General features: G+C 47.9%; 20 protein-coding genes, 2 tRNA genes and 1 pseudogene. 14 read left to right on the plus strand and 9 right to left on the minus strand.

What is annotated here, in order from left to right; all coding sequences use genetic code 11:
• Positions 1 to 95: 95 nt before the first annotated feature.
• Positions 96 to 1,580, minus strand: coding sequence for an IS1182 family transposase (locus ACSAZK_RS16065; RefSeq protein ID WP_440953887.1), 1,485 nt, complete (start codon positions 1,578 to 1,580; stop codon positions 96 to 98).
• A 94-nt stretch (positions 1,581 to 1,674) separates the two neighbouring features.
• Here ACSAZK_RS16065 and ACSAZK_RS16070 point away from each other — a divergent pair, with 94 nt between their 5' ends.
• Complete coding sequence (locus tag ACSAZK_RS16070; RefSeq protein WP_440955048.1) at positions 1,675 to 2,898, plus strand: hypothetical protein; 1,224 nt, start codon at positions 1,675 to 1,677, stop codon at positions 2,896 to 2,898.
• Between the two features lie 584 nt (positions 2,899 to 3,482).
• Positions 3,483 to 3,785: a hypothetical protein gene (locus ACSAZK_RS16075; RefSeq protein WP_440955049.1), complete on the plus strand. Its 303-nt coding sequence runs from the start codon at positions 3,483 to 3,485 to the stop codon at positions 3,783 to 3,785.
• A 180-nt stretch (positions 3,786 to 3,965) separates the two neighbouring features.
• Here the strand turns inward: ACSAZK_RS16075 and ACSAZK_RS16080 are convergent, their stop codons facing one another.
• Positions 3,966 to 4,484 (minus strand): 3-isopropylmalate dehydratase small subunit, encoded by a 519-nt coding sequence (locus ACSAZK_RS16080; protein WP_440955050.1) that lies wholly within the window; start codon positions 4,482 to 4,484, stop codon positions 3,966 to 3,968.
• Complete coding sequence (locus ACSAZK_RS16085; protein WP_440955051.1) at positions 4,485 to 5,738, minus strand: 3-isopropylmalate dehydratase large subunit; 1,254 nt, start codon at positions 5,736 to 5,738, stop codon at positions 4,485 to 4,487.
• Between the two features lie 599 nt (positions 5,739 to 6,337).
• Between ACSAZK_RS16085 and ACSAZK_RS16090 the strand changes: the two genes are divergently transcribed.
• The 4 genes from ACSAZK_RS16090 (at position 6,338) to ACSAZK_RS16105 (ending at position 9,784) form a co-directional block, all read left to right on the plus strand.
• The gene (locus ACSAZK_RS16090) at positions 6,338 to 7,120 is read left to right on the plus strand and encodes a sulfide-dependent adenosine diphosphate thiazole synthase (protein ID WP_440955052.1); all 783 of its coding nucleotides are present in this window, start codon (positions 6,338 to 6,340) and stop codon (positions 7,118 to 7,120) included.
• 154 nt (positions 7,121 to 7,274) lie between these two features.
• Positions 7,275 to 7,349 (plus strand) — tRNA-His (locus ACSAZK_RS16095).
• A gap of 302 nt (positions 7,350 to 7,651) precedes the next feature.
• Positions 7,652 to 9,400 (plus strand): radical SAM protein, encoded by a 1,749-nt coding sequence (locus ACSAZK_RS16100; protein ID WP_440955053.1) that lies wholly within the window; start codon positions 7,652 to 7,654, stop codon positions 9,398 to 9,400.
• A 153-nt stretch (positions 9,401 to 9,553) separates the two neighbouring features.
• Entirely contained in the window at positions 9,554 to 9,784 is a 231-nt protein-coding gene (locus ACSAZK_RS16105) for a hypothetical protein (RefSeq protein ID WP_231582937.1), read from the plus strand.
• A gap of 219 nt (positions 9,785 to 10,003) precedes the next feature.
• Here the strand turns inward: ACSAZK_RS16105 and ACSAZK_RS16110 are convergent, their stop codons facing one another.
• Both ACSAZK_RS16110 and ACSAZK_RS16115 read right to left on the minus strand, forming a co-directional pair.
• Positions 10,004 to 11,146, minus strand: coding sequence for a hypothetical protein (locus ACSAZK_RS16110; RefSeq protein ID WP_440955054.1), 1,143 nt, complete (start codon positions 11,144 to 11,146; stop codon positions 10,004 to 10,006).
• Between the two features lie 591 nt (positions 11,147 to 11,737).
• Positions 11,738 to 11,809, minus strand: a tRNA-Gly gene (locus ACSAZK_RS16115).
• A 418-nt stretch (positions 11,810 to 12,227) separates the two neighbouring features.
• On the opposite strand from ACSAZK_RS16115, the gene ACSAZK_RS16120 reads away from it, so the two are divergent.
• Positions 12,228 to 13,562: a DHHA1 domain-containing protein gene (locus ACSAZK_RS16120; RefSeq protein WP_440955055.1), complete on the plus strand. Its 1,335-nt coding sequence runs from the start codon at positions 12,228 to 12,230 to the stop codon at positions 13,560 to 13,562.
• 73 nt (positions 13,563 to 13,635) lie between these two features.
• Positions 13,636 to 13,875 carry a KEOPS complex subunit Pcc1 gene (locus tag ACSAZK_RS16125; RefSeq protein WP_048178256.1) on the plus strand — a complete coding sequence of 80 codons (240 nt, stop codon included), beginning with the start codon at positions 13,636 to 13,638 and terminating at the stop codon, positions 13,873 to 13,875.
• Positions 13,876 to 14,051: 176 nt separating this feature from the next.
• On the opposite strand, the gene ACSAZK_RS16130 is transcribed toward ACSAZK_RS16125, so the two are convergent.
• The gene (locus ACSAZK_RS16130) at positions 14,052 to 16,241 is read right to left on the minus strand and encodes a lectin like domain-containing protein (protein ID WP_440955056.1); all 2,190 of its coding nucleotides are present in this window, start codon (positions 16,239 to 16,241) and stop codon (positions 14,052 to 14,054) included.
• A 451-nt stretch (positions 16,242 to 16,692) separates the two neighbouring features.
• On the minus strand, positions 16,693 to 17,616 hold the full coding sequence (locus ACSAZK_RS16135) for a ketopantoate reductase family protein (RefSeq protein WP_440955057.1): 924 nt from the start codon (positions 17,614 to 17,616) through the stop codon (positions 16,693 to 16,695).
• A 296-nt stretch (positions 17,617 to 17,912) separates the two neighbouring features.
• Here ACSAZK_RS16135 and ACSAZK_RS16140 point away from each other — a divergent pair, with 296 nt between their 5' ends.
• The 5 genes from ACSAZK_RS16140 (at position 17,913) to ACSAZK_RS16160 (ending at position 21,816) form a co-directional block, all read left to right on the plus strand.
• Positions 17,913 to 18,182, plus strand: a complete 270-nt coding sequence (locus ACSAZK_RS16140; protein ID WP_440955058.1) for a demethoxyubiquinone hydroxylase family protein — start codon at positions 17,913 to 17,915, stop codon at positions 18,180 to 18,182.
• A gap of 177 nt (positions 18,183 to 18,359) precedes the next feature.
• Entirely contained in the window at positions 18,360 to 18,818 is a 459-nt protein-coding gene (locus ACSAZK_RS16145; RefSeq protein ID WP_440955059.1) for a DNA polymerase ligase N-terminal domain-containing protein, read from the plus strand.
• A 49-nt stretch (positions 18,819 to 18,867) separates the two neighbouring features.
• Complete coding sequence (locus tag ACSAZK_RS16150; RefSeq protein ID WP_440955060.1) at positions 18,868 to 19,227, plus strand: STAS-like domain-containing protein; 360 nt, start codon at positions 18,868 to 18,870, stop codon at positions 19,225 to 19,227.
• Positions 19,220 to 19,888: a type II toxin-antitoxin system VapC family toxin gene (locus ACSAZK_RS16155; RefSeq protein WP_440955061.1), complete on the plus strand. Its 669-nt coding sequence runs from the start codon at positions 19,220 to 19,222 to the stop codon at positions 19,886 to 19,888. The genes ACSAZK_RS16150 and ACSAZK_RS16155 overlap by 8 nt, the downstream gene beginning before the upstream one ends.
• 419 nt (positions 19,889 to 20,307) lie before the next feature.
• Positions 20,308 to 21,816: a serine--tRNA ligase gene (locus ACSAZK_RS16160; protein ID WP_440955062.1), complete on the plus strand. Its 1,509-nt coding sequence runs from the start codon at positions 20,308 to 20,310 to the stop codon at positions 21,814 to 21,816.
• Positions 21,817 to 22,080: 264 nt separating this feature from the next.
• Here ACSAZK_RS16160 and ACSAZK_RS16165 read toward each other — a convergent pair whose 3' ends face one another.
• Positions 22,081 to 22,299: a hypothetical protein gene (locus ACSAZK_RS16165; protein WP_048178263.1), complete on the minus strand. Its 219-nt coding sequence runs from the start codon at positions 22,297 to 22,299 to the stop codon at positions 22,081 to 22,083.
• A gap of 147 nt (positions 22,300 to 22,446) precedes the next feature.
• Here ACSAZK_RS16165 and ACSAZK_RS16170 point away from each other — a divergent pair.
• Positions 22,447 to 23,052: pseudogene (locus ACSAZK_RS16170) on the plus strand (30S ribosomal protein S3ae); the annotation flags it as partial.
• A gap of 280 nt (positions 23,053 to 23,332) precedes the next feature.
• On the opposite strand, the gene ACSAZK_RS16175 reads toward ACSAZK_RS16170, so the two are convergent.
• Positions 23,333 to 25,849, minus strand: coding sequence for a DNA topoisomerase I (locus tag ACSAZK_RS16175; RefSeq protein WP_440955063.1), 2,517 nt, complete (start codon positions 25,847 to 25,849; stop codon positions 23,333 to 23,335).
• Positions 25,850 to 25,914 lie beyond the last annotated feature (65 nt).

Below are 25,914 nucleotides of genomic sequence, written 5' to 3' on the forward strand. Positions count from 1 at the left end.
TTACCAAGCTGTCTCAAAACCGTTTTGAATTCTACAATTGGGTAATATCCATTTCAATTTCAATTTTTATTCGAAAAGAGATCAGTTTTCATTGATCAACATAGCTTACTTGTCTTTCCCGCCACAATTCTGCATCCATTCCCTAATTTATTTCCTCTCCCGGTTATCATTTTCAGAATTTCTTTCAAACTTTTACCTTCTCTCTTCATGAAATCCACTATTTTCTTTAGATTGTGTACAGTACACATCATAATAAACTCAATTTTTGTCTTCCTTTTCCCTCTCAAAAGAAATTCCCTGAATCCTCTATCCTGTTTCATCTGGCCAAACACAGGTTCTACAGTAAACATTCTTTCCTGATACTGTTCCGTTCCTTCTTCTGTATTCAGTTTAGCCCTCATATTCTCCATCAGGTACTCCCTTGGATCTCTTGATATTGTCCTGTTTTCACTCTCGGTACATGCATTTTTTAACACGCATAAAGAACAATACTTACATACATAATACCGTAAATCTGGCTCATCGTTCCTTTTTTGTATTCTTGTAAATGGGATTTCAAATGCAGCAGGGCAATAATAACAGTCCTTTTCCTGATCATATTTAAAGAGAGATTTTCTGAACTTCTTTGCTTTTCCCCTTTTCTCTACTTCATAAAAGTTATCAGGAATATAAGCATCAATTTCTTGATCGAGTAAAAATTTCACATTATCATATGAAAAATAACCTGCATCTGCCAGCACTATTGTTGGCTTGTATCCCAGTGTTTCTTTTACATTTTCTATCATTGGTTCAACTTGATGCAAGTCATTTTCTTCATCGACAACGTCTGATGCAACGATTATTTGTTCCTTTTCATCAACAGCAACCTGACAATTATAAGAAGGTTTCTTGCTTCCATCTTTATGCTTCATAATTTTAGCATCGTTGTCTGTGATGTTTACTTTTTTTAACTTTTCTTCGTCAATTTTTTTCATAGCAGCTTTGATTTTCTCTAATCTTTTCTGCTTGTTAACCAGTTCTTCTGGCACCTGGTATGGTGTCGAATCACCATAAATTTCGTCTTCCTGTTTATCGACCTCAATGCTTTCTTTGAGTATCTTATCGATCTCTTTTTTGAGAGCGTCGGAACTCTTACTTTGTCTTGGTGAAGCGTTTGCCTTAACCTTTGTTCCATCGATCGAAATACTGGAACCAATCATATCCATTTCCTTACAAAACGTGACAACCTGTGAAAATATTTCTTTAATCGGGTCAAGATGAGTTGAACGGAATCGACAAATAGTATGGAAATCAGGTTTTTGCATAGCTGCAAGGTACATAAAAGCAGTATCAGTTTGTGTCATTTGCTCTATCTTGCGTGAACTTCTAATGTTTATAAGGTACCCGTAGAGTAAGATTTTTAAAAGAAATCTTGGGTGATAGGCAGGGCAACCTTCCTCAGAGTAAGTGGACTCAATATCACTAATATCAACGAGATCTATGAGGTCGTTTAACACTCTGGCAATATGGTTTTCAGGAACAAACTCTTCCAGGCTTAATGGAAGTAAAAATTGCTGCTTTTGATCGTACTTTTTGAACATGGTGAAACACTGGAATTAATTTTATCAAATAGTATACTTATATGTAATACATATTTTTAAAAAGATAAATATTCCTAATATTTCTTACCCAAATGTGCGATCAAGCATAGTTTTGAGACGGCCTGTTACAGGGTATTTTGATAAAAATACTTTAGTATCTGCTTTTTTTCCAAACTTGATTTTTTGGGGAATAACAATATCAGTTATCGAGTTTTTAAAACTAGGTTTGTTTGGTACAGAAAGCAAATGGAGTACATATACTGGTCTTTCTCCCGTTTCACAAGCGCTAATATTCGTCGTTTTTTTACTATGGATAACATTCTGTTCCTACCTTACCATAACTCTCCAGCCTACACTCATTCGCTTATATGAGGGTTACTGGCCCAATGTTCAGCCTTTTAAGATTCTGCAGGATAAAATGTGTTCTTCTTGGGAGCATCAATGGAACCAGAAAAATAATAGGGATTTGAAGCTGGAGGAAGAGAGGGTAGAACTAGAGATCAAAAAAACAGAAGATAATACACCAGAAAAGCTTAGAGGAATTTTAGACAAAATAGATAAGATCGAGGAAGAGCGGCTTAAGATCCAATATGAACTATTTTACAGATGCCCAGAGAAAAAGGATTATGAGAATCCAAACCGATTTTATGTAGCTCCAATGCCTACTGAGCTAGGAAATGTAATTAAAGCTGCTGAACTGTATTCTTTAATACGCTATAACCTCGATGCAACTCTAATTTGGCCTAGACTTGTGCCACTTCTGCCAAAAAACTTTGTTGACTATCTTCAGAATTCAGAAACGCCGCTTGTGCTTATGGTAACTCTATCTGCATTTTCATTAATCTTCGGCATTCCATTATCGTTCTTGATAGGATGGATATCGCCAATTTGGTTAATATGGTGGATCCCTTTGCTAGTATCCATGATCTCACTCGTCCTTAGACTATATGCAATTTCGACATTAGCTTTAATATCTTTCCTTATAGAACTTTTTTTGAAGACAAACAATGTTCAAAGTTGGCCGTTACAAATTCATACTTTTTCTATATTGTTGGCAGTTACATTGCTGATATCTAACTTGAGCTATCTAACTGCTGTCCAAGCTGCGCTTGATTATGGTGATAGAATCAGATCAGCTTTCGATTTATACCGTTTTAAGATTCTCGAAGGACTGAGCCTTCAGCTTCCTTCTACTCTAGAGGAGGAACTCATAACCTGGGATCAAGTTTGTGGCTTAATCTACAGAAATTACAAAGTCAATCCACAATATTACCGTTATGAAAAGAATGATAATACCGAGGATAATTTTCCTAAATAGAATGAAGAGTTATGCTTTAAATCCCTCCTAACAAGGTTTATTTTCCGTTTCATTGGTGTATAGATTTTATGATAATACCTGTTAGTTAGTCGAAGGGAAATATACTACAGTCAAAAAATTAATTCTCTTGATAGCGTTTTTATAAAAATCTGCCTATTGTCTCTGCAATGACTATTGACAAAAATATATTATGGCTTTACACGATAGTGTTTTTATTTGCTAAGTTAATCAAACTATATGTTTTCTTAATTATCTATTTCACTCTCTTCTTTTTATTCATTAACTTTAAGGGCAGGCCGCTCTCCTTCGTCGAGCGTGGCTGGGCATGGAACCTGGCTACTAAAGGTCGCCTCGGTACAGAGTCAAAGTACAAATCGAAAAATTTCGATAATTTATTATATAGACATCCTGAGTGATGAACAGGAGTGGATGACCCGTTTTACCTACCTGAAAACCGAATTTAAGAAACGACCCGCTTTTCTTGATGAGGTAAAACATCTTTAATTTCAAAATTCATTTTGTGTGTAGATGAACATCAGGTCAGAATTTCAATATAAGAGCTTACAAAAAGGAGGTTCCAATAAATGTTCACAGTATTCATTTCAGCAAAAAAACGCATTTCAACGCTTAAATTTCTCAATGTTGATGATATTTCTTTCATAGAGTGTGATAAAAGACACATAACAGCATTTGTAGGTAATTATTCATTTGAGATATATGGGGGTGTGGATTTAGAAAGTGAAGAATGTATGATGCACATTTTTAAATGGATACACACTGCCAAGTGTGAGTCTGAAACACGTAGTGAAGCAATTGTTCTGAATTTCATGGATAACTGGGAGGAACCTATAGTCCATGCACATTCAATAACGGAATCTACCAACTAATTATGGAAAAGTAACTGATCCCCTGAACATGTCTATTCGGCAAAGTCCATAAATCCGGAACCCGGTTTTCTTCTCTCCAATCTCCCCTCCCCTCCACCTCAAAACCCAAAAGCCTCCGCTCACCAAAAAAATCCCCTCAAAAAAAGAAAAAAGAAATAACGGCCGTAAAAGCCGCTTTTTTCACTCTAACTTAAAGTCCCCGTACTTGCTGATATGTGCAGCAAGCCCGCCGTCGTTCAGGATCGTAATCATGACGTCAGGGAGCGGGGAGAAGGTAAGTTCGATACCTTTTGTTACGTCCTTGATTACGCCTGTGGCAAGGTCGATTTCCAGTTCGTCTTCGGGGTCGATCTGGTCGGTGTCGCAGATGAGGACTGGGAGGCCGACGTTGATGGCGTTTCGGAAAAAGATTCTTGCGAAGGACTTGGCAAGGACTGCGCCTACACCGGAGATTTTTATGATCGTGGGGGCGTGTTCGCGGCTGGATCCTAGGCCAAAGTTGCGTCCGCCGACTACGAAGTCGCCTTTTTGGACTTTGTTCGGGAACTCGGGGTCGGCGTCTTCCAGGACGTGTTTGGCGAGTTCCGGGAGGTTGGTCCGGAGGTGGAAGAGGCGGCCGGGGGCTATGTGGTCCGTGCTGATGTCGTCTCCGAATTTCCAGGCTTTGCCTTTAAGGTTGTTTTGCATTTCTTCTGCCATTTAGAGCACCTCCCTGGGGTCTGTGATTTCGCCTTTTATAGCCGAGACGGCGGCTGTAGCCGGGGATGAGAGGTAGATCAAGCCTTCGGTGTTTCCCATCCTGCCCTGGAAGTTCCTGTTCTGGGTCGAGAGGCAGGCTTCCCCGTCGCCGAGGATGCCCTGGTGCACGCCCACGCAGGGTCCGCATCCGGGAGCCATGACTGCGGCTCCGGCTTTGATGAAGGTCTCTATATAGCCGGCTGCGATTGCGTCAAGGTAGACGTCTTTTGAGGCGGGGACCACGATCAGGCGGGTGTCGGGGTGGCGCTGTTTCCCCTCTAAAATTTTGGCTGCGATTGCAAGGTCCTCGATCCTGCCGTTGGTGCAGGTCCCGATAAAGACCTGGTCGATCTTCGTGCCTGCAAGCCCGGCTGCGGTGCTGGTGTTGTCCACGGTGTGGGGGGCTGAGACCATGGGTTCAAGGGTGGAGGCGTCGATCTCGATTACTTCTTCGTAGACGGCGTCCTCGTCAGGGGCAATTTCCCTGAACTTGTCTCCTCGCCCGCGGGATTCAAGGAAGGCCCTGGTGGTGGCGTCGGATGCGATCAGGCCGGTCTTGGCGCCGGCTTCGACTGCCATATTGGAAAGGGTGAAGCGGTCGGACATTGCCATCTTCTCGATGGTCTCGCCGCCGAATTCGAGGGCTTTGTACGTGGCGCCGTCGGCGGTGATCTTGCCGATCAGGTAGAGGATGAGGTCTTTTGCGCAGACGCCTTCCCTGAACTCACCGGTTACGTTGATCCTGATAGTTTCAGGCACGCGAAGCCAGGTCTTTCCGAGCGCGATTCCTACTGCAACGTCGGTTGAGCCCATGCCTGTGGCAAAAGCGCCGAGGGCTCCGGAGGTGCAGGTGTGGGAGTCTGCCCCGATCAGGATGTCTCCTGGATTCACGTAGCTTTCAACCAGGCGCTGGTGGCAGACGCCGGTCCCGACTTCGGAAAGGTCTACACCGGTCTTCTTTGCAAAGCCCCTCAGGATCTTGTGGGCGTTTGAAAGGTCCTTGTGGGGGCTTGGGGCTGCGTGGTCAATGAAAAGGACAGTCCTTTCGGGGTTTTTAGCCTGGACAAGGCCCATCTTTTCGAGCTGCTGGACAGCCAGGGGCCCGGTCCCATCCTGAACCGCGGCAACGTCCACCGCAGCGACCACGATGTCGCCGGCGGAAACTTCCTTGCCTGCGTGTTCACCTATTATTTTTTCTGCAATTGTCTTTCCCATATAATCACCTTAAAAAAGTGTTTAATGATACTTTTGAATTAGCTTGATCGAAAAAGCTTATGACCGCAGGGATTAGCTGAAGAATCCCCTGTGCGGCTTTTTTCAGTAAATCTAACTTATCTTTGGAACTGTTGAGAGTAATCGCCTTTTCCGTATATGACATTAACGGAGTTCCGGGAATATTTTTGAAGAAGTCTGGACAACAAAACCCGTATAAATCCGGGGAAATTGTCCGTAAAATGTCTGTAAATTGTCCGTAAAATGTCTGTGGCATTTTCTGTGAAATATCTGTAAAATGTCCAAAAAGTTGTCCACAAAATATCCGTAAATTTGTCTGTAAAACTGTTGATCTGGCCTTTATTGTCTGTCATTTCCTGTCATTGTAAGGGAAGATTCCATCTATTTCTTTCCGGGAATTCCTGCTCCCTTTTCATCTTTATCTCCTGATCCCAATAAGTTTAAGTCCAATGCCTGTTATGGAAATGTAATTTCCGATTGTCACGAAAAAAGGTTTACAAAACGGGGTTGTTTTTTCGCAGGACCCGGGGTTTGTTTACCTGCAAATTTCCAATCCCAATAACTCCTGATGAGAGATTAACATGGAACTTGACGAAGTCATCATAACACGCGCAATTGTTGAAGAGTACTCAAAAACTTTCCTTGAATACACGGACATCGACGTGGCCCTGGTAGGGGGAGGCCCTGCAAACCTGGTGGCTGCAAAGTACCTGGCTGAAGCCGGGGTAAAAGTTGCCTTATACGAGCAGAAACTTTCCCTCGGCGGCGGCATGTGGGCCGGCGGCATGATGTTTCCCCGCATCGTTGTGCAGGAGGAAGCCACCCGTATCCTGGACGACTTCGGGATCCGGTATAAGGAATATGAATCCGGCTACTACATTGCAAACTCCGTGGAATCCGTCGGAAAACTGATCAGCGGAGCCACTTCCGCAGGAGCCGAGATTTTCAACCTGGTCAGTTTCGAGGACGTCATGATCAGGGAAAACGACCGGGTCGTAGGCATCGTCATCAACTGGAGCCCTGTAACCACCAACCGCCTGCACGTCGACCCCCTCATGATCCGCACAAAGCTCGTGGTCGACGGGACCGGGCACGACGCCGTGGTCTGCAACACTATCCTGAGGAAAATCCCCAATGCAAAAATCGGGGAATTCGGGCAGATCGGGGAAAAACCCATGTGGGCCGACATCGGAGAAAAGCTTGTTGTTGAAGCCACCCAGGAAATCTATCCCGGGCTGATCGTAGCCGGCATGGCTGCAAGTGCCGCAACCCGCGCCCCGCGGATGGGTCCGGTCTTCGGAGGCATGCTCCTTTCCGGGGAAAAAGCCGCAAAACTTGCCCTTGACCGCCTCAAAGAACTCTGAAAGCGGGCCGGAAAAGCAAATTTCTCCCTCTTAAGCCGCCGGGAAGCAGAAAATCCCCTTTCTTAAGGGGTCTCTCCTGTCCTTTCCGGCAAAAACTTTATATAAAAAAACTCCTTCTATAGGTTGCTCAAGCCTGAGCACCCAATCCTGCGTGGCCGGGGTAGGGTAGCGGTCATCCTGTAGCCCTGTGGAGGCTACGATCCGAGTTCGATTCTCGGTCCCGGCCCCATTACTTTAACTTCTTCTAATCAATTTTTCTAATCCTGTTTGCTTTGTTTTCTTCGTTTTAATACAATTCAGTTTTAATACTGTTTTCATAACGTTTTTAATATCTCATTCAGCTTTTAATATCCCTTTTATATTGTTTCAAAATCTACCTTACAATATCAGCCTTAAATCTCTGCTCCAAAAATCGACCTTACAATATACTTACAATATATATCTATCACCTCTATCTAACCCACCTGAATTCCACCTGAATTCCTGCCATCATAAAAGAGGACTCAAAAGAGGACTCAAAAGAGGACTTCCATGAAAGCATTGATCATTGACGGTTATGTAGACGAACCCGCCTGCCTTGGGGTTCCTCCCTACTTTTCCCCCTACCCCCGGTACATAGCAGGCGCCCTCCGGGAGTGCGGGCTCTCCGAAACCGATATCCACTACCTGACAATCGACCGCTTGCGGGAAAACCCGCCGGGAGCCGGGGAACTGATCGGGAAAGCAGAACTCGTAATCGTGATTGCAGGCATGACCGTTCCGGGAAAGTACCTCCGGGCCACGCCCATCTCTCCCGGGGAAATCGAAACCATCTTCCGGAGCTCAACAGGGGTAAAAGTCATAGGCGGTCCTATTAGGCTTGGTTTCAGTGAGGAAGGCGGAAAAGCTGCAAAAGGCCTCGGTAGTGGGATCAGCCTTGAAGGTGCCGTGCTTGCGGAAATGGACATTGAGGCTTTTGTCTTTGACCTTTTTGAGGGCAGTGAAGGCATTATAGACAGTAAAGACAGTAATGGAATCATTCTGGGGAAGCAGCCGGGCATTAAACTGAAAGCCCCGGAAACCGTGGGACACCGCCTCCGGACTACCTCCGAAATCGGGCGCTGGGCACCGCTGGGAGCTTTTCTTCTCAGGCAGCACCCGGACTACCCTTACTGCATGTGCGAACTAGAGACCTACCGGGGCTGCGGCCGGAAAATACATTGTTCATTTTGCACCGAACCATTCTACGGGGCTTCGGACTACCGCCCCGTGGAGGACGTGGTCTTTGAAGTCTCGGCTCTCTATTCCCATGGTGCCCGCTATTTCAGGATTGGGCGGCAGCCCGACCTCCTTTCCTACCACGGCACCGATGCAGGCGGGCCGGTCCCTAAACCCGATCCCGCAGTGCTTGAGAGGCTCTACAGGGGGATAAGGAATGCCGCTCCGGAGCTTTCCGTGCTCCACCTGGACAACGCAAACCCGATAACCATTGCCACCTACCCCGAAGAAGCCGCCCGGGCAATTAAGACGATCATCAAATACCACACCCCCGGGGATGTGGCTGCCTTTGGTATGGAAAGTGCGGACCCACAGGTGATCCGGGCAAACTCCCTGAAAGCCAGCCCCGAAGAGGTCTTCGAAGCCATCAAACTCGTGAACGAACTGGGCGCCGCCCGCGGGGCAAACGGGCTTCCGGAACTCCTGCCGGGCCTTAACTTCGTCCACGGGCTTATGGGTGAGACAAAAAAGACCTTCCAGTTGAACTACGACTTCCTCCAGAATGTGCTGGATTCCGGCCTGATGCTCCGCAGGATCAATATCCGGCAGGTCATGGCTTTCCCTGACACCCCCATGTGCGGAAAGGATGACGCTGCTGGCAAGCACAAGAAACTCTTCCTGAAATACAAGGACCGGGTCCGGAAAAACATCGACCTCCCAATGCTCCGCCGCGTCGTTCCCGAAGGCACGGTGCTGAAGGATGTCATGTGTGAGGTGCACGAAAACGGAATCACTTTCGGAAGACAGCTTGGATCTTATCCCCTGCTGGTCGGAATTCCCGCTTCCCTGCCCTTCAGGAAGTTCACTGACGTAACCGTGACCGGACACGGGATGCGCTCCATCACCGGTATTCCTCACCCCCTTTCGATTAATTCCGCTTCTCCTGCCCTTATCAGGGAACTTCCGGGGCTTGGCAAGAAAGCTTCGAATGCTGTTGCCGCAGGGCTGCCCTATGCCGATGAAGAGGATTTTGTAAGCAGGGTAAAGGACGGAGAAAAGTTCCTCAAATATATAGAGTTCTGAACTCCAGGCTCTTTTTCGTTTCTTTTTCTCTTTTCAATCTCTTTTCAATTTCTTTTTTGTCACCCCTCTTCAACTTATTTATATTTTTAAAATAATTATTTACTTATTCTAACGAGAACTATATTATTCTGGGGCATTTAAGGGGGGACTATTTTGAGCGAGAGCACGGACTATGTTCACAAGGTAAAAATTGCTTTTCAGTTGAGCTTTATTTTCTGGGTTGTAGTTTTTATTCTCATGTTTTACGCCACCGTCGAGGCAGGGTTCAGGACACTGGGCACCTTCTTTTTACTCTTTTCAGTGCTTTTGGTAACTCCTTTTTTGCCGGACGGGGCGAGGAGTTATGAAGAGCTTGGAAGCTGCAGTGAGTGCGAAGAGGACTGATAAATCAGATAAATTAGAAGTCCGAGAAATGAAAAATAAGATGAATGAAAAATGGGCACTTCCTGCTTCGAACTCTTTTGAATGAGAATGAACTGATCCTGCTACTGAGAGTTGGAACTGAACAGATGCTTAAGATAACTTTCAAGGTCTTTTTTCAGATTTCTGTTTTTGTTATCCTGTTCAGCTATTCGGATCAGATCTCTGTTTCAACTTCCCGGTTCAGGTCTCTGTTATCCCCAGAATTCCTGCAAGTTCCAGCCCTTCGCTTCCGACGTCCAAGAGTCGGCTCAGGAGTTCCGGACTTGAAAGGTACTTTTCGGTCCTGATCCCTCCGGGCTCTTCGATCTTGATGCTAATCTCGCCTTTGGTATAGCCTCTCTCAACACATTCCCCTATGAGTTTCCCGTATATCCCCGCGATCAGCTTGAGGGAGTCCTGGACCCTGTTTTCGTCCATTACATTCTTGCCTTCCAGCAGGACCCGCCTGAGCTTTCTGGACTCCACGGATTCTTTAAAAAACTGTTTGAGCTTTTTTGTCAGTTCATAGAAGGCATCCATATCTATGGAAGCTGCCAGTTTTTCATCTCCGCTTATCTCATAGTCCCCGTGCAGGATCAGGTATGACATCTCGTCTGCCGAGATAGTGATCCTGTGTTCGCCTTCTTTATCTTCGAACACGGTACTGAGGCTATTTCCCTCATATTCGATTGACATGATGTGGAAATCGGAAACGTCGAGCTTTTTTATTTTGTCTTCCTTATGCAGGATTCCTGCCTTCACCCAGATTGGCAGGGTAAGCTCGTGCAGGTCCCCAACCTTTATCATATCTTCTGCAAAAGTCAGGTCGTATTCGTACTGCATGTCATCAATGGAACTTACCTGCATTCCTGTCAGTTTTTTCCCCTCAACGGCAGCAGAATAAGCGTGCTTTGCCCCATAGATCCCGGCTTCGAAAAAGGGGCTCAGGATCGAAAGAATCTTCGTTTCCAGCTGATGAATTTCATTTCTGGCAATCCTGGTCTCCTTTTCAAGTTCTTCCAGATTTTCGTCCTTTTTCCCTGAAGCAGCCGCAGCGCAGGTTTCAAGTATCTTGTTCTTGATTTCCTGAATGTCCTCCGAATCGACTTCCTGGGTGAGATTTTCAAGATAGCCTGTCACTTCTATCTGGAACTCATCTATCTCCCGGATTCTTTTTTCCAGAATTGCGGTTCCTGCCCTGTTATCTTCTTTTGTTCTGATTGCAGACCTTTCAAGAGGGATGACCTCTTCCGAAACCCCCAGGAAATCCTGCAGGTCCTGAATGAAATCTCTCTGTACGGGAAACTCGGTTGAATCCTGAAAAGTATACTTTATGCTATCCACTCCCCGGTTAATTGTGAAAAAGATGGTTTTTGAAATTAAATTGGCGGCTTTCCTTATTTAGCTTTGTGAGTTCAAAAACTTGCAGCCCAAGTTTGACAGTTTAAGCTTTCATTGGTGAAAAAACGTTGAAATTTGAAAAATATCCCGAAATTAATTTGACAGATTACAAAAATTGAGGCTAATTTTGGCGCAATTTTACTGGAAAATTGTCATAGCGTGCCTAAAACATGAAATATATACTAATTAATATGAGATATAATGATTTAAATGCTTAACAAATTATAACAAATGGTCCATAAATAACAAGTGTCAAATTAAAATTTGCCAAAAAATTGATCTGTCAAATTTAGGTTGCAGCTGAAGGGGGGTAATTGAATAAAATTTTGGAAAATAAAATGAACAATGTCAGAAAATAAAATGAACAATGTCGGAAAATAAAATGAACAATGTCGGAAAATAATATGAAAAACATCTGGGAAATTAAGTGAACAATGTCGGAAAATAATATGAAAAATATCTGGGAAATTAAGTGAACAATGTCGGAAAATAAGGGTCGGAAATTAAAGTGAAAAATGTATGGGAAATAAGGTATACATCAGCCGGGATTCGAACCCGGGTTCGAGCGTTGGCAACGCCCGGTGATGACCGCTACACTACTGATGTCCGAAGTAGGCGAGGCTTCCCGCCAGCATTACGCAATATACATTTTCTCATTAATTAATTTGACCCTTGAATGATTCTGTTTGACCCGTGAGGTTTTTACGATCCGGAAAAAGGCTGCATTGCTATGATTCTTTCCGGATCCGGGCTGTAATATTTTTTTTATGTCCTGCTGTTCCTGCTGTATATGCTGGTTGTAGTTTTTTGCTGTATATCTGGCTGTAAGGTCTACTGTTCCTGCTGTATATCCTGGTTATAATATCCTGCAGGTCTGCCTGTTAAGAAAGGTATTGTGTTTTATAAGATCAAGGCTGTATAAAATGACGTCCGATGTTAGAGCGACATCCGACGTGAGGCTTTTTGAGGTAAATTATTTAATTTTGTTTCCTGATTTTACTACTAAATTTACGAGTGATGGATTTTGAGCGAAGTTGAAAAACTGATAAACCTTGCAAAAAATGCGGCTGAAAAGATCCTGAAATACCAGTTTGTGCGCCTGATCTCGCATAACGACGCGGACGGGCTGACCTCGGCAGGGATCATGGCCCAGGCTTTGCTCAGGGCTGGCATCCGTTTCCAGCTTTCGATAGCTGCCCGGCTTGATGAGGCCGTTATTGAGGAGGTTAACGGGAGCACTTCTCCAGGGGACCTTGTTATCTTTTGTGATATGGGCAGCGGGTATTCTGACCTGGTAGGGAAGGTGGCGGCTGATGTTGTTGTGCTTGACCACCACAAGCCTGTAGGGGAGTCCCCTGCAAAGGCCGTTGTAAACGCGCATACGGTGGGGATCGACGGGGCCACGGACATCTCGGCTTCCGGCACATGCTACCTGGTTGCAAGGGAAATGGGCCCCGAAAACACGGACCTGGCAGGCCTGGCGATTGCCGGGGCAGTCGGTGATAAGCAGCTTTTCCGGACTGCAAACGCTTTTATCCTGGAAGAGGCCCTGAAGGCAGGGGTCGTATCCATCCGGAAAGGGCTGAAAGTGGGGGATGGAGACCTTGCCGAAGTGCTTACTTACAGCACCGAACCTTTCCTGGACATAACCGGGGACCCGGTAAAGGTCCGGGAATTCCTTGGCGGGCTCGGGCTTTCCGGCCGGATCGAGGAACTCTCTGATGAGGGGGTCTCGAAACTTGTCAATGCCGTTGCCCTGAAACTTGCAAGGCAAGCAAGCCCGGAAGCCGTGGAAGCCGTCATCGGGGACATTTATATCCTGAACCGGGAACTCGTGCCAAATGTCTATGATTTCATCTCCATCCTCAACACTTGCGGTAAAATGAAAGTTTACGGGCTCGCTGTAGGGCTTTGCATGAAGGACCCCGGAGTCCTGGAAGAAGCCCTTGCTCTTTCCAGGGAGCACCAGCAAAACCTTGCCCGTTCCATCAGGGAAGAAATCGAAAAAATCCACAAAGGAGAAAACCTCTGGTACATCAACACCGTGGACGCCCTTTCCACCGGGACCCTGGCAAGCACGGTGGTCCGCTACCTCCACCCCGAACTTCCCTTCATCTGTGTAAACGAGTCCGAAGGCATCCTGAAAGTCTCGGGTAGGGGCACCCGTGAACTCGTTTCCCGGGGCCTTGACCTTTCCTTTGCCCTGCGGGAAGCAGCTGGCGCAGTCGGGGGAAACGGCGGTGGGCACAGTGTCGCCTCCGGGGCTTCCATCCCCCTCGGAACTGCCGAGGAGTTTCTGGGCATCGCGGACAAGATTATCGGGGAGCAGCTCCAGGCCAGGGGGAAAGTTAAGAAGTAATGGCAGAAGCCGAATGCAAAATGACAAAGGAAGACAGCGAATATTTATATGAAAAATGACTGGAGAAACGCTTATGAAAATTACTGGAACCATCGAATTTCCGGACCCCGAAACAAAGGAATTTGCTAAAAGGATTCTGGAAGCCCTTTCCCCGGACAACCTGAGGAGTATGGAAAGCGAAATAAGTGATGAGCGGGTAGCTGTCCACTTCCGGTCGGAAAAAATAGGGTCCCTTCTTGCGACTGTTGATGATTTCCTGATGAATTTGAAAATAGGGGAAGGAGTAGGAAAAGCGCTGGAGATGGAAAAATAAGTTTCCGGAAAGTGAAATCTCTGCTTTCCGGCTCTACTATTTTCTCATACTAATTTTTCCTTACTTATTTTCCTGAGTTTTTTATTCTTCCCAAATTTTTCTCAATTCATTCTTTTGGGTTTAATTTTTCTTGACTTGGACTTCTTGTTCCGCCCTGACTTTTTCATCCTTCAGGTTCACTCTTCAAGCCACATCCTGACCAGTTGCCCGAGTCTCTCATCTGTGGACTGGGCTCCGCTTTCCGGAAACTCCAACCCGTTTAAGTAACAGTGGACCGATTCCTGGAGTTCTTCAGTCGTGACGTTTGTCCCTTCCGTTGAGCCGGGGTTGTCCCAGGGGTTCCAGTCGCGGACGATCCAGTTCCAGGACTCCTGGCGGCTTTCGTATCCCTCTTCGGCAGTTGCGGTCACGTTATAAACTCCCGGCAATGGCGTGCTGCTTGCGTATGAACTTACGGAAAGCCCTGTCCCGGACTTTATTTCCGCCCCGTCGAGGTCCCAGCTTATCGTGCAGGGGTAGTTCGTGCTTATGTTGAATTCCACTTCCTCGTCCTCGAAACTCTCGACGTCTCCTGCGGGAAGGGAACCGAAAATGGAGAGGGGTTCTACGCTAATGTAAGCGGTTTTTGTTTCGGCGCTTTCCCCATTCCTGTTGTTCACATTCAGGGTGACGTTATAAGTCCCGTAGAGTTCGTAGCTGTGCTCCGGGTTCCGGGTCGTATAATCAACTGTCCCGTCTCCGTCGGTGTCCCATTCCCAGGAAAAGGCATTTTCCGAGAGGTCCGTGAACCGGACTGTTAGAGGGGGGACCCCGGCGATAACGTCTCCGGAGAAACCGACTTCAGGGGGTTCGTTGGTGGTGCTGAAGGCTTTGATGCAGAGGTTTGCGTTACTGTAGAGGCTGTTAAGGTCTTCCCAGGTCTCCCCGTCCTGGCTGGTGTAACTTTGCCCTGCGGAAGCCCTGGCTTTGCTGCTCCAGCCGGGTTCCGGGTATTCATAGGCAAGGGGATATGAATATTCGGGGTTGCTGAATTTTATTACCACTGAAAAAGCCTGTCCCGAACTGAGGGTGACGGGGGAGCCGAGCACATGGGTATGGTAGCCCGGGAAGGTAAATACCCCGCTTTCGAGGATTTCGGGTCCCGCTGAATTTATGGGTCCTGAGTCCGGGGTTTTGTAAACGTAGACCTCATAACTCGTGTTCGAGTCCGTGGTATAGAAACTCACCGCCCCCAGGGTCTCGTTCCCCCCTGCAGTAAAGACATTGGCTCCCCAGGCAGTGCCATTCTCGTACCTCATCTGGCTGACCCAGCCGAAGGGGTCGTACTGGTAAGTGTAATCGTAGTTGCTGGGAGTCTCGGAGAGGAATACGGCGTTTTCATCGTATCCAAGCCGGGTGTCATAATAGGAAATGTAGAAGTAGCCTGCTTCTCCCCAGCCCGTTCCCCAGCTGTTTTTGATTATAAAAGCCCCGTCTCCGGGAGGCTGCGGGGAAAAACACGTCGTGTTGAAGGAATCGTCCCATCCGACAATTGTTATTGCGTGGTTTGCGCTCCTTATGCCCGGATAGTAGTAGCTGTAATTGCCTGCAAGGTAGTAATTGGAAGTGTCCGCATACATTGTCGAATACACGGCCCCGTAATTCAGGAGCGCCCTCTTGAGCTGTTCATTGTCCAGGGGTCCGCTCCTCTCCGGCAGGAACAATACTTCCTGAATGTGCTTTTGCACGGGCAGCCCCACTGGTGAATTATCCGATAAATCATTGTAAAGGTCGTCGGATTCGTTTACGGGTCCGGTCCAGCGGGCAAGGTAAGCTGTGGACATGTAACGGTTTCCTCCGTCGTCGTGATCCAGGTCAAAACCTTCTGGATAGCGGTAGGAGAGCAGGTTTTTCATGTTGTTTTCGGAAAAGTCCCGGTTTTCCCCTCCCGCCTTCAGGAGCCCGGACTCAAGGGAAGCCAGGCTTGCAAATGCCCAGCAGCTGCCTGCATATCCCTGGTTTTTAACGGAAGTGACCTGCTCGATCTCCCGGAGGTCATAAGCTTCCGGGATTTCAGGGCCTGATAGCAGGGCTCTCCCCGTTTCGGAAAGGTCTGCTGGAGCCGGCACCAGGCCGGCTGCGTACCCATCCCCGTAGATACCCCGGGAGCTGACAACTTCTCTCGACAAGCTTTCAAGGGCCATCATATTCCGGTATTCCACGAATTCGGGGTTCAGAGGTGCGGTTTCTAGTGCTACTTCCGGGGAAAAAGTGCCGTTTGCAGGAATTTCGGCGCTCTCCTCGGTTCCGGCGGCAAAACTCGAGCCTGCCATTAAGAATGTGCATGCGATAACAAGCATGATGAGGGTTGATTTTGTTTTTTTCAAGGTTTTTCGGCCTCGGGGGGTTGATAAGTGGGGTAGCTTAGATTGATAGGTTGGGCTGCTGGTATGTTGGGTTTATGGACTGTTGGGTTGGCAGTTTAGGAAGGTTAGGGGAAGCTTAAGTTGCCAGGTTGGGTTTACGGTCCCTGTTGGCTGCTATTCCGGGTTGACCTGCTGGGCAGGTAGTTTGTTGGGATAGTTTGAGGGGAATTCCTGAACTGGAGTTATTTTTTTAGTATGACTTCTCAATTATTTATCTATTATTTATCTCTTTTTGGGAAATCAAAATAATATTAAAAATAATGCGAAGTTAATTATAAATTAGTTACTATGTCCTGGGCTACTGTATAAAAATACTTGATGTTCGGGGGGGGTTAAAAAAGAAAAGGAGATGGCTGAAAATTCAGGATACAGGATTTATATTTCAATTTTTTTGTTCAATTATTTTTTTTATTTATGCCTTTTTTTCGTTCAGGGCTTCCATAAAGCGGATTTCTTCCGAAATAAGGGCATTGTAAGGCGCTTGCAGCCCCAGTTTTTCTGCTCTTGACATGATTGCCCCGTTCAGAAAATCGATTTCGGTTTTCCGGCCTGCCGTGATGTCCTGGTACATGGAGGAATGGTGAGCAGCCGTGCTTGGGAGCTGGACGTCTTTCAGGTACCCGAGGTATTCGTCGGCGCTTTCCCAGGGGAGTTTTATCCCGCTTTTATCTGTGACCGCAAAGGCTTCCTTTACGATTTCCCTGACTATGTTCCAGGCATGGGGGTCTGCGAGTTCCCCATAGGGCACGCCCATGACCGCTCCCAGCGGGTTTAGGGCGCAGTTGTAAATCGTCTTGGCCCAGAGGGCTCCCTTTATGTTGTCGGTTGCCTGTACGGAAATGCCTGCCTCCCTGACAATTTCCACAAGAGTCTCCACCTTTTCATCGCAGCCTTCCGGAAAGCGCCCGAGGGTCATGGGTCCGGCTTCCACGGAGACGTGCACCTCGGCATCCCCTCTCCATTCAAAGCCCGTGATGATGGTCCCTCCAATGACTTTGTCGGTATAGCTGGCGATAATCTCCTCGTTTCCGACCCCGTTCTGGAGACTTATTGTTTCTTTTCCTTTTATCACGCCTGCAAACTGCTCGCAAACAGCCTCCGTTGCAATCGACTTCGAACTGATAAATACGTAGTCGAAGTCCATATCCTCCGGAACATCTTCCCCACAGCTGAATTTGTACTTGCCTTCCCCCCAGATCCCGGTCATTAGGAGCCCGCGCTCTGCTATCATCTCTGCGTGGCGTTTCCTGCATACGGCATGGACGTCACAGACAGTTGAGAGTTTTGCAGCAAGGGAGAGGCCTACTGCTCCTGCTCCAAGGATTAAGATTTGCATGATCAATTACCTTGTGATTGTTTCTTAGTTCGTAGTGGATTCAGTGTACATTGTTACAGTGTAGGTTGTTATCATACAGTGTTACAATATTCAGTGTTCAATCTCTTTCAGGCTTTATTACTTTTTATTGTGCCCTGTGATAGAAAAACAAAGATACATTATGGAGGTTAAAATATTTTTTGTATTTCTCTTCCTATCTTATTACTTAAAATTCTAATGTTTGATCCGAAATCGAAAAGTTCCCGGAAAAAGCCTTTATCCCTGACAGCCATACTCTCTTATGGGGAGTGAAAAACTTGCTTTCGGAAACAATTGCTGACCTTAAAAAGACAAGACCTGAAGACCTCGACAAGGAAATTCTCAGGGCCGCCATGATCGCCGAACTGGACGCTGTCAACATTTACGAGCAAATGGCAAACCTCACAAAAAGTGAGGAGATCAGGAAAATCCTTCTGGATATTGCCAGGGAAGAAAAAATCCACGTTGCCATGTTTGAGACCGTGCTCTTGCAGGCCGACGAGGAGTTTCTGCAGGTCTACATCGATTACGCCCTTGCTAGAAGGTAATCCAGGGTTCGGAATCCCTGGAATGAAAGTGGCAAGGTTCCGGTTTTATTTCCTTCTCGGGAGCCGGGGCTCTAGACGGTAGTTTTAATCGGTAGCTTTAACAGGCTTTACTCTTCTGTCTCGATTCATCCGCATAACTCTATTATATTCCTGCAGCGTATTTCTTAATGGTTCTTTATGCTCGAAGAATACAGGAAGAAAAGGGATTTCAAAGAGACTCCTGAACCTGCGCCGGGAAATTCAAAAAAAGATCTGGATAAACCTATTTTCGTTATCCAGAAGCACGACGCTAGTACCCTCCACTATGATTTCCGCCTGGAAATCGGCGGGGTCCTGAAAAGCTGGGCGGTCCCGAAAGAACCGCCTGCAAAAGCCGGGATTAAACGGCTTGCTATCCAGACCGAAGACCATCCCCTGGAATACGCTGATTTTGAAGGGGAGATACCGGAAGGGCATTATGGGGCGGGAAAGGTCGAAATCTGGGACAGGGGGACTTTTGAGCTCAAAAAGTTTGAAGAAAAGGAGCTCATTTGCGCACTTGAAGGAGAAAAGCTTCAGGGGGATTATGTTATGATCAAAACGAAGTTCGGGAAAGAGGGGAAAGGGTGGCTGCTATTTAAGAAAAAGGCAGAATAAGAAGGAAGAGTAAAAGGCAAAATAAAAGGCAGAATACGGGGGGATTTGTATGGGGGGAACTATAAAAATCAGGGCAATTGAGGCTGCCGGAGGCAACTGCTGCGTTGCCCTGGGAGACGGGCAAAATATTTATGCCAGGATTTCCGAGGCTTTCCTTGAAAACAGGAAGGTTGAACTTTCTTTTGCAGAGGCAGGAGACCTGACTCCGGCTTTTTTGAATGCTGCAGTCGGGCAGTTGTACGGAAGTTTTTCGGAGGAGTTTATCAGGAGCAATCTGGTTTTCACGGATATCGGCCCTGATGATGAAATTATCCTTAGAAGGGTTCTGGAGAGGGCAAAATGCTATTTTGAAAACGCCGACCATTACAGGAAGGCTGTCAGGGAAGTAATGGGGGGTGAAGATGAATAAAAAGACCCACTCTGTGAAGGTCCGCCGCCTGGAAACTGAGGCTTCGGAAGCTCAGGCTTCGGGAGTGCACCCTACAAAAGTTCGCCCGTTAAAGTCCCATTCCGAAGAGCTCGTTGAGGCAAAAGTCCATTACTCAATGGTTCATTCCGTAGAGGAATACGATTTTTCGGAGGGAAGGAAGTTTTTCTTTGATACGAATATCTGGCTCTACATCTACGGGCCCATAAGTTTTCCTGACTGGCGTTCTGATGTTTATTCCAGGGCTCTTAAAGATATCCGGGCTTCGGAAGGCAGTATCTACATAAACTGCATGATAATTTCGGAATTTGTCAACGCCTTTGCCAGGATCGAGTTCAAGCAGCAGTCGGAATTCGTAAAGTACAAAGAGTTTCGAAACTCCCCTTCCTTTCGGCCTGTCGCTGAAGATATCTCACACAACGTGAAAAAAATCCTGAAAAATACCCTTATCTGTGACCCGGACCTTGCAGCCATAAAGCTTCCGGAAATCATGGACACCTTCGAAGAGGGCAGATATGACTTCAACGACCTGCTTTTTGCAGAGGTCTGCCGCGCAAAAGACCTGATTTTCGTGACCCATGACCGGGATTTCAGGAGCCTTGAAATTGAAATTCTGACCGCAAACGAGAGGATGCTGAGGTGAAGGGAGAGTTGCTTTAGCAGTTTATACCAATCTGAATTAGCATGTTTGAGCCTGCTAAAGGTGCATTTTGCCAGAATATCAAAAGAGATGTGATATAATATGTGGTGGGATCTGCCGAGCAATTTATTCGAGTCGAACCTTCATTGAATCCTTTACTTGACTCTCATATCTCTTTTTTTATCCACTCTTTATCCACTCTTTTTATCCACTCTCTATAATTCCTCATTTTTTCCACTCTTTATAATTCCTTTTTCTATCCCCTTTTCCCCTATTACGCAAACCTTTTTAAACCTCCGACTCCATCAAAACACGAATCCGCGAAAAATAGCAAACTATAAACTTCATCCCTCATTACTACACTAATATATTAATCAGACAGATTCATGCTAACATAATTCATACTAAAAGAGGCCCAAAACTTGGAATTAGAGTTCAACCTTAAGGCTTACTACAGGACAAGCGCAGATCCGGCTCCTGCAATGGAAGCTATTCTTGCGTTTTTTAATGAGGCGAACAAGACCATCCTCACGAAAGGAGCACCAGAAGGGCAGGGAGCATTGGTTACCGGATGGGATCTCGGGGAAGACAGGATCAATTTTTCCCTGAAATCCGGCAGGTACGTGCGGGTGCACGACGCTGCGCTCAGGCTGAAGAAGCAGCTTGCCGGCATCCTCGGGAAAGAGTTCAAGATCGGTATCAGAGGGACTGAGGTTGATTCTTTCTTCATCTTTGTGCCTTCCGAACAGGAGCTCAAGGAGATTAAGGTCCCGTACGTCACGAAGATGGAGAACGTGGAAGGCGGGATCCTGCTCCAGCTCGAAGTTGGCGAGGCTGAGATGAAGAACAGGGTCCCGGACAGGATCCTTACCCTGCTCGAGGACAAAATCGAGGCTGCCCGGTACGGGGCAAAGGCCGAGCACTGGAACCTGCTCTGGCAGCGGGAACCCATGGAGCACCCCTTCAAAGAAGACCCCACCCAGGCTATGATGAAAGAAGGCTGGCTCAAGCGGGGGGCAAGCCGCGGACAGTGGATCCACGGGCCGCAGTCTACCCGGATTTTCCGCACTTTCGAAAAGATTGTCTACGAGGAGCTCCTGGAACCCCTCGGGTACAGGGAAATGATTTTCCCCAAGCTTGTGCCGTGGGAGGTCTGGATGAAGTCCGGGCATGCCAAAGGTGTCTATCCCGAAATCTACTACGTCTCACCTCCTGCGACCAGGGACCCCGAGTACTGGGAAGAGGTTGCTGACCATTATAAGGTGACTCACGAGGTGCCGACAAAACTCATCAAGGAGAAGATCGGGGAGCCCATTGGCGGCATGTGCTATGCCCAGTGCCCACCGTTCTGGGTCTACGTGTCAGGGGAAACCCTCCCCAACGATGAAGTCCCTATCAGGGTCTTCGACCGCTCAGGGACCTCCCACAGGTACGAAAGCGGAGGGATCCACGGGATCGAAAGGGTGGACGAGTTCCACAGGATCGAGATCCTCTGGCTGGGCACAAAGGAGCAGACCATCAAGGTTGCCGAAGACCTGCACGACCGCTACATGCACATCTTCAACGATATCCTGGACATCGAATGGAGGAAAGCCAAGGTTACTCCCTGGTTCATGGCTCAGGAAGGGTTGCTGGGACTTGCCGAAGGAAACGTTGTCGGAACCACCGATTATGAGGCCTGCCTCCCCTACAGGGGCGAGGACGGGGAATGGCTCGAGTTCCAGAACGTGAGCATCAACGGGGACAAGTACCCCTCCGGCTTCAACGTGAAGTTGCAGTCAGGGGAAGATCTCTGGTCTGGCTGCTCGGGCGTCGGGCTCGAGAGGTGGGCTGCTGTCTTCCTTGCCCAGAAAGGGCTTGACCCGGAGAACTGGCCTGAAGAGTTCAGGAAGAGAGTGGGCGAAATGCCAGAGGGCATCCGCTTCCTTTAAGCCCTTTCTCTTTTCCCCCTACTTTTTCTTCCTACTTTTTCTTCCTACTTTTTCTTCCTACTTTTTCTTCCTACTTTTTCTTCCCATTCTATTTCTCCACGCCATTTCTTCATACCTTTTCTTCCTTCCTCATACCCTTTCTTTTTATTTTCAAAACCATTTTTTTCTTTTTTTGTTCACTTTCCGCTGTGGTGAAGGGTGGTGGACTGGCTTTATGACCGATTCGTTTATATATTGAAATGATAAGTATAGTGGAGCCAGAAACTAGAATCCGCAAATTTCTGAGAATACTTCTGATCCGTTCAGATCGTCTTTTCGGGCTTCGGGGACCTTGCCGATCGGCCATGCTGGGTGCCCTGAACTCAGGGATTGGGATTTCGCAAAAGGAACAGGCGCGTAAAGCCGCCGGAACCTGCAGACCGTATGGTTTCGGGACTGAGCTGCCCGGCCGCTGGATTCGCCTGCTATATCGTTCACGCTCATTGTTAAGGGAATGAACCGACTCTATCGGGCCATATTCGGAATATGGAGCATTGCCTTTTGGCAATGTAAATCTAATAAATTGCAGCAGAATTCAAACAAAGTGAAATAAACATAAATTAAATCCAATATCAAATTCGGAGGAATTACTTGGCAAGAAAGAAAGTACAGAGAAAACTTGACAGCTGGAAGTCAAAGGAATGGTACAACCTCGAAGCACCTTCTTATTTAAACAGGGCCCAGATCGGGATTACCATGGCAAGCGACCCGAGCCTGCTCATGGGCAGGAAGATTGAGACCACTGTAGGGGAACTTACCAACGACATGACCAAGAACAACACCAAGGTTCTACTCAGGGTCAACAACGTTGTCGGGGACACTGCACACACTACCCTTATCGGGCACGAGCTCACCACCGACTACATAAGGTCCATCGTAAAAAGGCAGACTTCCAGGATCGATGCCAACGTAGATGTAAGGACAAAAGACGGCTATATCATCCGTGTAAAGCCTACCTGCTTTACCATCAAGAGGGCTCGCTCAAGCCAGATGAAGGCTATCAGGGAACTGATGATCAGTATCGTCAAGAGGCGTGCAGCAGAATCCGATTTCGAGACCTTCATGCAGGAAGCAATCCTCGGCAGGCTCTCCGCAAACATCTACAGGCAGGCCAAGTTCATCTACCCTCTCCGCAGGGTCGAGATCAGGAAGACCGAGGTCACTGCAGCTCCCAAATCCGCTTCCGCACCCAAAGCAGTGCCAGTGCCCGAGCCTGAACCTGAAGCTGTACCTGAACCCGAAGTTGAACCTGAAGTTGAATCCGAAGCTGAATCCGAAGCTGAATCCGAAGTTGCTCCGGAAGAAGTGGAAGAATAAGTTTCTTTCAGGTCTGATTTCTAAATAAAAAAGGAAAATCCGCAAGGATTTTCTTTTCAACCTATTCTATCCAGGGTGTTTGCAGACGGGCAAAGCACTCTGACCACTTTACCCTTTTCACAAATTGTTTTCACAGATACAGGCAGGTAGCCAGAGACTTTTACTTCTTCTCTTTTCCGGCAACTTTTGTCCCTGCATTCCTTGTCCCGGCCGGCGAAGCTCTTGAAGCTGATCTTTTTGTTGTCGCTTCTTTTATTGTTGTCCCCTTTGATGTTGTTCCTTTCGAAGCCGGAACTCCCTTTGAAGAGCTTCCCTTTGTCGGAGCTCCGCCAGGGCCGGGGGGATTCTTCTTCCAGAACTTTCGTCCCTCCTCGCAGCGCCGGTTAACACAGAACTCCTCGGCTTCCTCTCCCTGTTCTTTTACCCTGATCAGCCGCCAGCCGCAACTCTTGCAGGTCTCCTCCAGGAGGGTCAGCCGCCCGGTCTTCGGGACCGACTGGGTGTATCCACAGCGTTTCGTGCAGCCCAGGAAGCGGGAATCTTTCAGGGTGATCAGGAACATGCTCCCGTCGCATTTCGGGCAGGGGCCGACTATTTCGGGGGGGAAGCACTCCTTTTCGAGCTCGCAGGTGAAACAGGGCCCGATGCCTACGGCCCAGTGGTACTTGTTCCCTACTTTCATGACCGTGACCCCCCCTTCCTTTTTGCATTCTTTCGAGCGCAGGATGTTCAGGGCTCCGGTTTTCGGGAGGGGGTATGAATTCCTGCAGTCCGGGTATCCGGTACATCCCACGAAGCGCCCGGAATCCGTCTGCACGATATGCAGCACATGCCCGCATTCGGGACAGGTCCCTATAAGGTTCTTTTTGTCTTCCAGAGCGGCTTCATCCTTGATCGTGCCCGCGATGCTGGAGGTAAGTTCCTTTTTCTTAGCTTCGAGCTGGGAGTACATCTCCCTGATAAGAGCCGTGCCCTCGTCAAGGGAGGCATCAAATTCCTTTTTGCCGTCTTCAACTTCCTGGATCAGGGCTTCAATCCTTGCCCTGATCTCGGGCTTGATGAGGATCGGGACTGAAAGGGAGAGCCCGTCCATAAGGGTGAAGCCGGTGTCCAGGATTGAGATCGTCTTTCCTTTGTTCTCGAAGTAGCCGCGCTTCTTGTTAGTCTCTATATGGGAGGGGGCAGTTGCTTTTGTCCCGATCCCGTTCTTGTCCATGAGCGTGAGGAGTTCGGCTTCGGTAAGCTTTTTCGGGGGGCTTGTTTTGGACTTCGTGTTGCTGAGCTTTTTTACATTCACGGTCTGCCCTTCCTCCACATAAGGGAGGAGCTTGTCCTTCTTGTTTTCGAAGGGGTAAGCCTCCAGCCAGCCTGCGTCTTTCAGCACCGTTCCCGAGGAGTCGAAAGGGTCTTCCTGTAAGAGCAGGTGCAGGTGGGTCTTTTCAAAAACTGCGGCAGGCATCAGGTTTGCCAGGAAGTGCCGGGAAATCAGGTCGTAGACCTCGGGTGCATGGGGGATAGCAACGGCTGAGCTGACCTCGCCCCTGGCTGCCGCCCGGATCGGGTGGATCGGAGGGTGGTCGTGCCCGTCTTTTGTCCCGTTTTTCGGCTTTATGGGGGCCGAAAGGATCGACTCGGCAAAGGGCTGGTACTCCTTTTTCCCCGCAAAGTCCGAAACAATGGTCTTGAAATCGAAGTCGTCGGCGTACTTGTTGGTCTCGGTCCTGGGATAGCTGGTAAACCCTGCAAGGTAGAGTTGTTCGGCAACCTCGAGGGCCACTTCCGGGCTGATCCCCAGGAACTTGGAAGCTCGCTTCAGGTATTCTGTGGTGTTAAGCGGGTTAGGGGGTGTGGTCTTTGTTTCCTTAACCGTCTTTTTCGAGACAAGCGCGGTTTTTGTGCCTTTCAGGCGCTTGAAGATCTCCAGGGCTTTTTCCTTATCGTGGATGTTCCCTGCCCTGTGGGTGCCCTCGAACTCCCCCCCGTTAGCTGCAAAGAGAGCCGTGATCTTCCAGAAGTCCTTTGCCTTGAAAGCCCGGATCGTCTTTTCCCGCTCGTACACGAAACCGCAGGTCGGTGTCTGGCAGGGCCCGATGGAAAGCACGTCTTTTGTCCTTGCCCGTTCCCGCACGGAAAGGGTCACGAAGCGGGTAAAGGCTGCCCCCATCTTCAGGTCCAGGATCTGCCGGGCTTCCGCTGCCATCGCCATGTTGTAGTCCGGTTCCATGGGGCTCTCGAAAGCCTTCAGGACCTCTTTTGGGGAGAGGGCAGAAAAGCGAGCCCTGAAAACGGGCACATTCGTCACTTCCTCGGCAAGGGTCTTTGCCTCGAAGCCTATGTTTTCCCCTTCCCTGTCATAGTCGCATGCCAGGATTATTTTGCTGGCCCGCCTGGCGAGCTTCTTTACGGCTGCAGCATATTCTTTTCTGGTCACGAACTTTTCCGGGTCCACCCCCAGTAGCACCCTGGGGTCCACGTCGCGCCATTTGTTGTACTGCTCCGGGAAGTCGTAGTTCATGATGTGCCCCGAAAGCCCCATCACGTACCACTCCTCTCCTTTCCACTTGAATTCGTATGCAGGCAGCCCTTCGATGGAAATCTTGTCCGCCTGTCCTTCCCCGAGGATTTTGGCAATCTGGGCTGCTGCTTTGTTCTTTTCTGCAAATGCGACGACTGTCATGATAAAAAACCTGAATATTGTGATTAGGATATTTTTGATCGGGATATTTTTGATCGGGATATTTT

The organism is Methanosarcina sediminis (assembly GCF_052056915.1).
In the GTDB taxonomy this organism is placed as follows: domain Archaea; phylum Halobacteriota; class Methanosarcinia; order Methanosarcinales; family Methanosarcinaceae; genus MTP4.

What these genes read in the sequence shown, in the direction of transcription:
- ACSAZK_RS16100 (WP_440955053.1), top strand. Translation starts at nt 7,652, where the DNA reads ATGAAAGCATTGATCATTGACGGTTATGTAGACGAACCCGCCTGCCTT.
- ACSAZK_RS16085 (WP_440955051.1), bottom strand. Translation starts at nt 5,738, where the DNA reads ATGGGAAAGACAATTGCAGAAAAAATAATAGGTGAACACGCAGGCAAG.
- ACSAZK_RS16125 (WP_048178256.1), top strand. Translation starts at nt 13,636, where the DNA reads ATGAAAATTACTGGAACCATCGAATTTCCGGACCCCGAAACAAAGGAA.
- ACSAZK_RS16155 (WP_440955061.1), top strand. Translation starts at nt 19,220, where the DNA reads ATGAATAAAAAGACCCACTCTGTGAAGGTCCGCCGCCTGGAAACTGAG.
- ACSAZK_RS16090 (WP_440955052.1), top strand. Translation starts at nt 6,338, where the DNA reads ATGGAACTTGACGAAGTCATCATAACACGCGCAATTGTTGAAGAGTAC.
- ACSAZK_RS16145 (WP_440955059.1), top strand. Translation starts at nt 18,360, where the DNA reads ATGCTCGAAGAATACAGGAAGAAAAGGGATTTCAAAGAGACTCCTGAA.
- ACSAZK_RS16150 (WP_440955060.1), top strand. Translation starts at nt 18,868, where the DNA reads ATGGGGGGAACTATAAAAATCAGGGCAATTGAGGCTGCCGGAGGCAAC.
- ACSAZK_RS16175 (WP_440955063.1), bottom strand. Translation starts at nt 25,849, where the DNA reads ATGACAGTCGTCGCATTTGCAGAAAAGAACAAAGCAGCAGCCCAGATT.
- ACSAZK_RS16080 (WP_440955050.1), bottom strand. Translation starts at nt 4,484, where the DNA reads ATGGCAGAAGAAATGCAAAACAACCTTAAAGGCAAAGCCTGGAAATTC.
- ACSAZK_RS16065 (WP_440953887.1), bottom strand. Translation starts at nt 1,580, where the DNA reads ATGTTCAAAAAGTACGATCAAAAGCAGCAATTTTTACTTCCATTAAGC.
- ACSAZK_RS16075 (WP_440955049.1), top strand. Translation starts at nt 3,483, where the DNA reads ATGTTCACAGTATTCATTTCAGCAAAAAAACGCATTTCAACGCTTAAA.
- ACSAZK_RS16135 (WP_440955057.1), bottom strand. Translation starts at nt 17,616, where the DNA reads ATGCAAATCTTAATCCTTGGAGCAGGAGCAGTAGGCCTCTCCCTTGCT.
- ACSAZK_RS16165 (WP_048178263.1), bottom strand. Translation starts at nt 22,299, where the DNA reads ATGAGCGTGAACGATATAGCAGGCGAATCCAGCGGCCGGGCAGCTCAG.